This is a genomic window from Nocardia tenerifensis NBRC 101015 (assembly GCF_000308715.1).
Lineage (GTDB): Bacteria > Actinomycetota > Actinomycetes > Mycobacteriales > Mycobacteriaceae > Nocardia > Nocardia tenerifensis.
Window position 1 is genome coordinate 1 of sequence record NZ_BAGH01000366.1, and the last position, 10,221, is coordinate 10,221.

Sequence of the window (10,221 nt, forward strand, 5' to 3'; positions counted from 1 at the left end):
CAGCGGGCCGACCGACGAGCCGTCGCCGGAAATGTGGTGCACGACCATGGCCAGGACGTACTCCACATCACGTGCAGCGTCAGGCGTTGACTCGGCCGACTCTCCCGCGATCTGGAAGAGCGCGACCTTCATCGGCACCTCGGTGGTGACGTCGAACATCGTCGAGGTCAGCGCCACCACGGCGGACTCGATCTGCGCGGGCGCGACCACGCGCACCTCGAGCCGCGGCACGGCCTGGGCCGGCGGCAGGATGACCTGCACCGGGCCGCTGTCGGTCTGCGGATAGATGGTGCGCAGGATCTCGTGCCTGCTCACCAGGTCCGCGATCGCGGCTCGCAGCGCGGCCACGTCGAGCGCGCCGGTGAGCCGGACCGCGATCGGCACGTTGTAGGCCGCCGACTGGGTGTCGAACCGGTTGAGGAACCACATGCGCTGCTGCGCGAGCGACAGCGGAATGTGTTCCGGCCGTGGACCCGCGGTGAGCGCCTTGCGCCCGCCCGCGTCGGCGTGCTGCTCGACCCGCACGGCCAGCGCGGCGACGGTCGACGCCTCGAACAGCAGTCGAACCGGCACGCGAGTGTTCAACGCCTCGCCGAGGCGGGCCGCGACCTGCGTGGCCAGCAGCGAGTTACCGCCCCAGGCGAAGAAGTCGTCGTCCAAGCCGAGCCGCTTCGATTCCGCGCCTTCGCGATCCGAAATGCGCAGCACGTCCGCGAACGTGTTCGCCACGATCTGCTCGATCGGGGTGACCGGCGCGCGGAACACCGCCTTCTCGAAGGTCGGCTGCGGCAACGCCTTTCGGTCGAGCTTGCCGTTGGCGTTGAGCGGCAACGCGTCCAGCTGGACGAGCACCGAGGGCACCATGTACGACGGCAGCTCGGCGGCGAGCGCGGCCTGCAGCCCGCGCTTGTCGAGCTGGCCCGCACGCGGCACCACGTACGCCACGAGGCGGTCGCCGATGTTCGGATCGGTGTGCGCGAGCACGGCGGCCGCGGTGATCGCGGGCTGGCGCAGCAGCGCGGCCTCGATCTCGCCGAGCTCGATGCGGAAGCCGCGGATCTTCACCTGGAAGTCGGTGCGGCCCCGGTAATCCAGCTCGCCGGCGGCGTTCCAGGCCACCAGGTCGCCGGTGCGGTACATGCGCGCACCGGCCGCGCCGAACGGATCGGCGACGAACCGGTCGGCGGTCAGATCCGCCCGGCCGAAGTAGCCGCGCGCCAATTGCGCACCGGCCAGGTACAACTCGCCCGAGACACCGACCGGGACCGGCCGCAGCCTGGCGTCGAGCACGTAGACGCGGCTGTTCCACTCCGGCGCGCCGATCGACACCGCGACCTGGTCGGCGTCGGTGACCAGGTGGCTGGTGATCGACACCGCGGCCTCGGTCGGGCCGTACAGGTTGTAGAGCGCGGAGGGGTTGTCCCTGCGGAACCGCTGCGCGGTCGCCGCGGGCAGCGCCTCGCCGATGGCGAGCACCCGGCGCAGCGAACTCGCCAGGCGGCCACCGGATTCGGTGAGCAGCGAGTCGAGCATCGACGGCACCACGTGCAGCGTGGTGACCTCGGTGGTACGCATCAGCTCGTTCAGGTAGGCCGGATCGCGATGGCCGTCGGCCGCCGAGATCACCAGGCGCCCACCGGAAGCGGCGGCGGTCCAGAACTCCCACACCGAGAGGTCGAAGGTCGCGGCGGTCTTCAGCAGGATCGCGTCGTCCGCGCCGAGGCCGAATGCCGCGGTCTCCCACTGCAACTGGTTGACGATCGCCGCGTGCGGCACCGCGACGCCCTTGGGCTGGCCGGTCGAGCCGGACGTGAAGATCACGTACGCGGTGTTGACCGGGGTCAGCGCCCGCGTGCGTTCGGCGCCGGTCACCGGGTCCGCCGCGAACGCGGTCAGGTCCAGCGCGTCGAGCTGCACGACCTCGGTCGCGGCGGTACGGAATCCGTCGCGGCCGGTGGTCAGCACGCAGACCGGCGCCGCGGTCGCGAGGATGTAGTCGGTCCGCTCGGCCGGCTGGTCCGGATCGATCGGCACATACGCCGCACCGGATTTCGCGACCGCGTACATGGCGACAACCAGGTCGGTGGAGCGGCGGATGGCCAGCGCCACCCGGTCCTCCGGGCCGACACCGCGCTGGATCAGGTAGCGCGCCAGGCGGTTCACCCGGCGATCCAGGTCGGCGTAGGTCAGCTGATGCCGTCCGGTCGGCTCGTCGGCGACGAGCGCGATCGCGTCCGGCGTCGCCGCGACCGAGGCGTCGAGCAGCGACACCAGCGTCGCGGCGGTGTCGACCTCGTGCGCGGTGTCGTTCCACGTGCCGAGGATGCGGGTGCGCTCCTCGGCGGCGAGCAGGTCGATCTCGCCGACCGGCAGGCCGGCGTCGGCGACGACGGCGTCGAGCACGCGCACGAACCGGTCGGCGAAGCCCTGGACCGTGTCCTCATCGAAAAGGTCGATGGCGTAACCGAATTCGGTGATGATCTCGGCGGGCGTGCCGTCCTCGGCGTACCGGTCGTACAGCGTGACGTGCAGATCGGTCTTGGCGAGCTGGGAGTCGAAGTTGACCGCGCTCACCGACAGACCCGGCAGCTCGAAGGTGGTCTCGGCCAGGTTCTGGAACGAAAGGCCCACCTGGAACAGCGGATTGCGCGCCGTGGAGCGCACCGGGTTGAGCACCTCGACGAGGCGCTCGAACGGCACGTCCGCGTTGGCGAACGCCTCGAGGTCGCGCTCCTTGACGTCGGCGAGCAGGTCGGCGAAGCGGACGTCCGGCGTGACCCTGGTCCGGAAGACCAGCGTGTTGACGAACATGCCGATCAGGTCGTCGAGTTCGCGCTCGCCGCGGCCCGCGATCGGGGTGCCGACCGCGATGTCGTCGGTGCCGGACAGCCGCGAGAGCAGCACGGCCAGCGCCGCGTGCACCACCATGAACAGCGAGGCGTTGTTCGCCCGCGCCAGCTCGTGCAGGCGGGCGTGCCGCTCCGGGGAGATCTCGAAGCGAATCGCCTTGCCGTGGAACGACTGCGCGGGCGGGCGCGGCCGGTCGGCGGGCAGCTCCAGCTGATCGGGCAGCCCGGCCAGCGCCGTCTGCCAGTAGGAAACCTGCTGTGCGGCCAGCGATTCCGGGTCGTCCTCGGAGCCGAGCACCGCGCGCTGCCACAGCGCGTAGTCGGCGTACTGCACCGGCAGCGGAAGCCACTGCGGCGCATCGCCTTGCACGCGAGCCACGTACGCGGCCATCACGTCGCGGGCCAGCGGGCCCATCGACGAGCCGTCGGCGGCGACGTGGTGCACGGTGAACGCGAGCACGTGCTCGTCGGTGCCCGAGGCGGCACCGCCGTTCTCCGGCACGATCCGGAACAGCGCCACCGCGAGCGGAACCTCGACAGTGACGTCGAAGGTGGTCAGCGCGAACGCGATCACCGCGCCGAGCAGATCGGCCTCGGTGACCTCGACCGGGGTGAGCGCGGCCGCGGACTGGGCCGCGGGCCGGATCACCTGATGCGGGCCCTCCGCCGAGCGCGGGTAGGTGGTGCGCAACACCTCGTGGCGGGCGAACACGTCGCCGATCGCCTGTTCCAGCGCCGCGACGTCGAGCGTGCCCGACAGCCGCACGGCCAGCGGGATGTTGTCGACGGCCGAGGTGGCGGTGTCGAACTGGTTGAGGAACCAGTAGCGCTGCTGCGCGGGCGAGAGCGGGATCCGCGCGGGCCGCTCGCCGGTCTCCAGCTTCGGCCGCTGCCTGCCCGAGCCCGCGTTGCGCTCGACCCGGGTGGCCAGCGCGGCCACCGTGGAGGCCTCGAACAGGTCGCGCACCGCCAGCTGGGTGTCCAGCGCGGCGCCGAGCCGCGCGGTCACCTGGGTGGCGAGCAGCGAGTTGCCGCCCAGCTCGAAGAAGTCGTCGTCCAGGCCGACCCTGGCCACGCCGAGCACGTCGCCGAAGGTGCCCGCGACGATCTCCTCGATCGGGGTGGACGGGGCGCGGAACACCTTGGCCTCGAACACCGGCGCGGGCAGCGCCTTGCGGTCCAGTTTGCCGGAGGCGTTGAGCGGGAACTGCTCGAGCACCACGAAGGCCGAGGGCACCATGTACGCGGGCAGCTCGCCGCCGAGCTCGGCGCGCACGCCGTCGAGGTCGATCGCGTGACCCGCGGTCGGCACGACGTAGCCGACGAGCTGATCGCCGAGCCGGTCGTCCGAGCGCACCACCACGACGGCTTGGGCGATGGAGTCCAGCGCGGTGAGCGCGGACTCGATCTCGCCGAGTTCGATGCGCAGGCCGCGCAGCTTCACCTGGAAGTCGGTGCGGCCCAAGTACTCCAGCTCGCCGGAGGCTGTCCACGCGACGAGGTCACCGGTGCGGTACATCCGCTCACCGTCGGCCCCGAACGGGTTGGCCACGAACCGATCCGCGGTCAACTCGGGCCGCGCGACGTAGCCGCGGGCCAACTGCGCGCCCGCGAGATACAGCTCGCCCGCGACGCCCACCGGCACCGGGTGCAGGCGCGAATCCAGCACGTACACCTGGGTGTTGAACACCGGCGCGCCGATCGGCACGGACACCGTGTCGTCCTCGTCCACCTCGTGGAAGGTGACGTCGACGGCGGCCTCCGTCGGGCCGTACAGGTTGTGCAGGCGCGCGCCGGTGAGCTCCTGCATCCGCTGCGCGGTGGCCGCGGGCAGGGCCTCGCCGGAGGCGAAAACGTTGACCAGCGAGGTGCATTCGTCCGCGCGCTGCTCGGCGACGAACACCGAGAGCATGGACGGGACGAAGTGGGCGGTGGTGACCCGTTGCTCGGTGATCACCTGGACCAGGTAGCCCGGATCGCGATGCCCGTCCGGCTTCGCGACGACCAGGCGCGCGCCGATCTGCAAGGGCCAGAAGAACTCCCACACCGACACGTCGAAGGTGGCGGGCGTCTTCTGGAGCACCACATCGGTGCGCTCCAAGCCGTACTCGGCCTGCATCCACACCAGGCGGTTGACGATCGCGCCGTGGCTGACCGCCACGCCCTTGGGGCGGCCGGTGGAGCCGGAGGTGAATATCACGTACGCCGTGTTCGACGGACGCAGCGGCGCAAGACGATCCGCATCGGTCACCGGAGCATCCGAGACACCGGTCAGATCCAGGCGGTCGAGCTCGATGGCGGGCGTCTTGCCCGCGTCGAACTCGTCGCGCGCGGTCGTCAGCACGCAGACCGGCTTGGCGGTGTCGAGCACGTAGTGGGTGCGCTCGGCGGGGTGATCCGGATCCAGCGGCACATAGGCACCGCCCGCGACGCTCACCGCGTACATGCCGACGACCAGCTCGATCGAGCGGCGCATGCCGAGGGCGACCATGGTGTCGGGGCCGACGCCGAGCGTGATGAGGTGGCGCGCAAGGCGATTCACCCTCGCCGTGAACTCGGCGTAAGAGAGACTTGTCCCCTCGAACGTGAGAGCTGTGGCGTCCGGGGTCCGCGCGGCCTGGGCCGCGAACATCGACACCAGCGTCGCCGACTCGTCCACCGGATGCGCGGTGTCGTTCCAGCGCGCGACCACCTGCGCGTGCTCGGCCGAGTCGAGCAGCTCGACGTCGCCGATCGCCACGGACGAGTCCGCGACGACCGCCGTCAGCAGCCGGACGAGCCGGTCCGCGACGCGCGCGATCGTGCTCGCCTCGAACATGTCCGTCGCGTAGGCGAACTCGGCGGTCATGCCGTCGGCCGAGCCGTCGGCGTCGAACCGGTCGGACAGGCTCAGGTGCAGATCGAACTTGGCCGTCACCACGTCCAGCGGCACGCCCGCGACCTCGAGGCCGGGCAGCTCGAACGAGGCCTCACCGGTGTTCTGGAACGACAGCATCACCTGGAACAGCGGGTGCCGCGCCTGCGAGCGCGCCGGGTTCAGGATCTCGACCAGCCGCTCGAACGGCAGGTCCGCGTGTCCGAAGGCCGCGAGGTCGCGGTCCTTGGTGTGCGCGACCAGGTCCGCGAAGGACGCGGCCGGGTCGACGGTGCTGCGCAGCACGAGCGTGTTGACGAACATGCCGATGGCGTCGTCGAGCACGGCCTCGCCACGTCCGGCGACCGCGGTGCCGATGGCGATGTCGTCGCTGCCGGACAGCCGCGCGAGCAGCGCGGCGAACGCGGCGTGCACCACCATGAACAGGCTCGCGCCGTGCGCCCTGGCGAGCGCGTTGAGCTCACGCACGAGGCGCGCGTCGAGCGAGAACTCGTACACCCCACCGCGATTGGACGCCACGGCGGGCCGCGAGCGGTCCGACGGCAGGTCGAGCTGGTCGGGCAGCCCGGCCAGATTGGCGGACCAGTAGGCGACCTGCTGGGCGATCAGCGAGGACGAATCGTCTTCGGAGCCAAGGGTTTCCCGCTGCCACAGCGCGTAGTCGGCGTACTGCACCGGCAGCGGCGCCCAGGCGGGAGCCTCGCCGCGCGAGCGGGCCGCGTAGGCGATCATCACGTCGCGGGCCAGCGGCCGCACCGACCAGCCGTCGCCGGAGATGTGGTGCACCACGAAGACCAGCACGTGGGTGTCCGGCTGCGAGCCGTCCATGGAGCCGGCGACACGGAACAGCTGGGCCCGCACCGGCACCTCGGTGGTGACGTCGAATCCGGTCAGCACCAATTCGCTGACGCGGTCCTGGATCTCGGTCTCCGAGACCTCGATCGGGGTCAGCTCGATGGTCTCCTGCCCGGCGGGCAGCACCACCTGGACACCCTGACCGTCGGCGGTCTCCGGGTAGACGGTGCGCAGCACCTCGTGCCGGTCGACCACGTCGGCGACGGCCTGGCGCAGCGCGTCGGTGTCGAGCGAGCCGGTGAGCCGGACCGCGAGCGGGATGTTGTTGACCGCGGTCTGGTTGTCGAACCGGTTGAGGAACCACATCCGCTGCTGCGCGAGCGAGAGCGGAATGCGCGCCGGACGCCGGCCCGCGACGAGCTCGCGGCGACGGCCGGTGCCCTGGTGCGCCTCCATCCGCGCGGCCAGCGCGCCGACGGTGGGCGCCTCGAACAGGGTCCGCACCGGCACGCGAGTGTCGAGCGCGGCGCCGAGGCGGGCGACCACCTGGGTGGCGATGAGCGAGTTGCCGCCCAGCTCGAAGAAGTCGTCGTCCAGGCCGACGGCGCGCTCGCCGTCGGGGGCGACCAGGCCGAGCACCTCGGCGAAGGTGTTGGCCACGATCTCTTCGATCGGGGTGGACGGCGCGCGGAACTCCCTGGCCTCGAAGGCGGGTTCGGGGAGCGCGCGCCGATCCAGCTTGCCGTTGGGGTTGAGCGGCATGGCGTCGAGCACCACGAGCGCGGCGGGCACCATGTACGACGGCAGCCGGTCGGCCAGGTGGGTCCTGAGCTCGTCGACGTCGACCGTGGCCCCGCTGACCGGCACCACGTAGCCGACCAGCTGATCGCCGGTGTGCGCGTCCGAGCGCACCATGGCGACCGACTGGGCCACGGAATCGTGTGCGGCGAGCGCGGTTTCGATCTCGCCGAGCTCGATCCGCAGGCCGCGCAGCTTCACCTGGAAGTCGGTGCGGCCGATGTACTCGATGGCACCGGTGTAATGCCCACCCGTCGCCCGGCCGCCACCCCTCATGGAATCGCTTCGCGATGCGGGCACCCATCTAACGAGGTCACCGGTGCGATACATCCGAGCGCCCTCGACACCAAATGGGTTGGCCACGAAGCGATCCGCGGTCAGGTCGGCGCGACCGAAGTAGCCGCGGGCCAGCTGATCACCCGCGAGATACAGCTCACCCGCGACACCCGACGGCACCGGGTTCAACCGGGCGTCGAGCACGTACGCCTGGGCGTTCCACACCGGAAGGCCGATCGGCACCGCGCCGGTCACCTCGTCGGCCACCGGGCCGTGCGTGGCGTGCACGGTGAATTCCGTTGGGCCGTAAAGGTTGTAGAGCTTTGCCGAGGTGACCCGGCGAATGGCGGTGACCGCCTCAGCGGTGAACGCCTCACCGGCCACGAACAACGTCCGCAGCGAGGCGAGGGCGGCGCTGCCGCCGGTGGCCTCGACGTTTCCGGCGAAGACGGTGAGCATCGACGGCACGAACGAGGTCATGGTGACGCGCTCGGCGGCGATCACGTCCGCGAGGTACTGCGGGTCGCGATGCCCGTCCGCGCTCGCCACGACGATGCGGCCGCCGGTGGTCAGCGGGCCGAACAGCTCCCACACCGACACGTCGAACGTCGCCGGGGTCTTGAACAGCACGACGTCGTCGGCGCCGATGCCGTATTCGCCCGTGATCCAGCGGATCTGGTTCACCACGGCGGCGTGCGGCACCGCGACGCCCTTGGGGCGCCCGGTCGAGCCGGAGGTGAAGATCACGTACGCCGGGTGCTCCGGCCGCAGCGGCGCGCGCCGCTCGGCGTCGGTCACCGGCTCGTCCGAGTACGCGGACAGGTCCAGCTCGTCGATCGACAGCACGGCGCGCCCGTCGGCCGCGAAGGCGTCGCGGGACGTGGTGAGCACGCACACCGGATCGGCCGAGTCGAGCACGTAGTTCACCCGGTCGGCGGGCTGGTCGAGGTCGAGCGGCACGTAGCCGCCGCCGGCCTCCTGCACCGCGTACGCGGCGACCACCAGGTCCACCGAGCGCCGCAGGCCGAGGGCGACCAGGGTCTCCGGGCCGACGCCCGCCTCGATCAGCTTCCGCGCGAGCCGGTGTACGCGGGCACCGAAATCTGCGTAAGTGAGCGAGGTTTCGGTGGCCGGATCGATGATCGCGACCGAGTCCGGAGTGGCCTGAGCCTGCGCCGCGAACTCGGCCACAAGCGTGGTCGGCGCACCGAGATCACGCCCGGTGTCGTTCCAGCCGCGCAGGGCCTGCTCGATCTCCTGCTCGTCGAGCAGCGGCAGATCGCCGATCGGCCGGTCCGGCTCCGCGGCGAGCGCGCCGAGCAGACGGGTGAACCGCTGCCCGAGCTCGGCCACCGTCTCCGGATCGAAAAGGTCGGTGGCGTAGACGAATTCGGCACTGATACCAGCAGGCTCCGCGCCCGTGCCGTTCGCCGCCTGGGTAGCGCTCTGCTCCGAGAGCGTCAGCTGCAAGTCGAATTTCGCCGTGTCGATGGGCAATTCGACGCCGCTGACCGTCAGCCCCGGCAGCTCGAGGCTGTTCTGACCGAGGTTCTGGAACGACAGCAGCACCTGGAACAGCGGGTGCCGCGCCTGCGAGCGCGCCGGGTTCAGGATCTCGACCAGCCGCTCGAACGGCAGGTCCGCGTGCCCGAACGCGGCGATATCGGTGGCGCGCACCGTGCGCAGCAGGTCGGTGAACGTCGCCGCGCCGTCGATCGGCGTCCGCAGCACCAGCGTGTTGACGAACATGCCGATCAGGTCGTCGAGGGCGCGCTCACCGCGGCCCGCGACCGGGGTGCCGATGGCGATGTCGTCCTCGCCGGACAGGCGGGCGAGCAGCACGGCCAGCGCGGTGTGCGCGACCATGAACAGCGTCGCGCCCCTGGTGCGCGCGAGTTCGGTGAGTTTGCCGTGGGTCTCGGCGTCGATCTCGAAGGTGTGCGTCGCGCCGCGGCCGGAGGCGACCGCGGGGCGCGGCCGGTCGGTGGGCAGGTCGAGCTGGTCGGGCAGCCCCGCCAGCGAGTTCGACCAGTAGGCGATCTGCTGGGCGATCACCGACTCCGGATCGTCCTCGTCGCCGAGGACCGCGCGCTGCCAGAGCGCGAAGTCGGCGTACTGGACCTCCAGTGGCCGCCAAGCTGGTTCGCCGCCTTCGACGCGAGCGCCGTAGGCGGTCATCACGTCCCGGGTCAGCGGGCCCATGGAGAAGCCGTCGGCCGAGATGTGGTGCACCACCAGGGCGAGCACGTGCTCGGTCGGGCTGACCTCGAACAGCCTGGCCCGGAACGGCACCTCGGCGGTGACGTCGAACGCGGTCAGCACCAGCTCCGAAAGCCGTTGCGGCAGTTCGGCCTCGGTCACCTCGAAGGGCGCGAGGTCCGGGATCACCTTGGCGGTGGGCACGGTCTGCTGGTGCGCGGCGCCATCGACCTCCGGGTAGAAGGTGCGCAGCGACTCGTGCCGGGCCAGCACGTCGGCGACCGCGATCTGCAGCGCCTGGCGATCGAGCAGGCCGGACAGCCGCACCGCGGCCGGGATGTTGTCCACGGCCGAGTCCGGGTCGAAGCGGTTGAGGAACCACATGCGCTGCTGCGCGAGCGACAGCGGCACCCGCGCGGGGCGCTGCTG

General features: G+C 71.2%; 1 protein-coding gene. It reads right to left on the reverse strand.

Annotation, left to right across the window (positions count from 1 at the left end; all coding sequences use genetic code 11):
- A partial coding sequence (locus ON39_RS28900) for a non-ribosomal peptide synthetase (protein ID WP_040739119.1) occupies window positions 1–10,221 on the reverse strand: 10,221 nt, incomplete at both ends.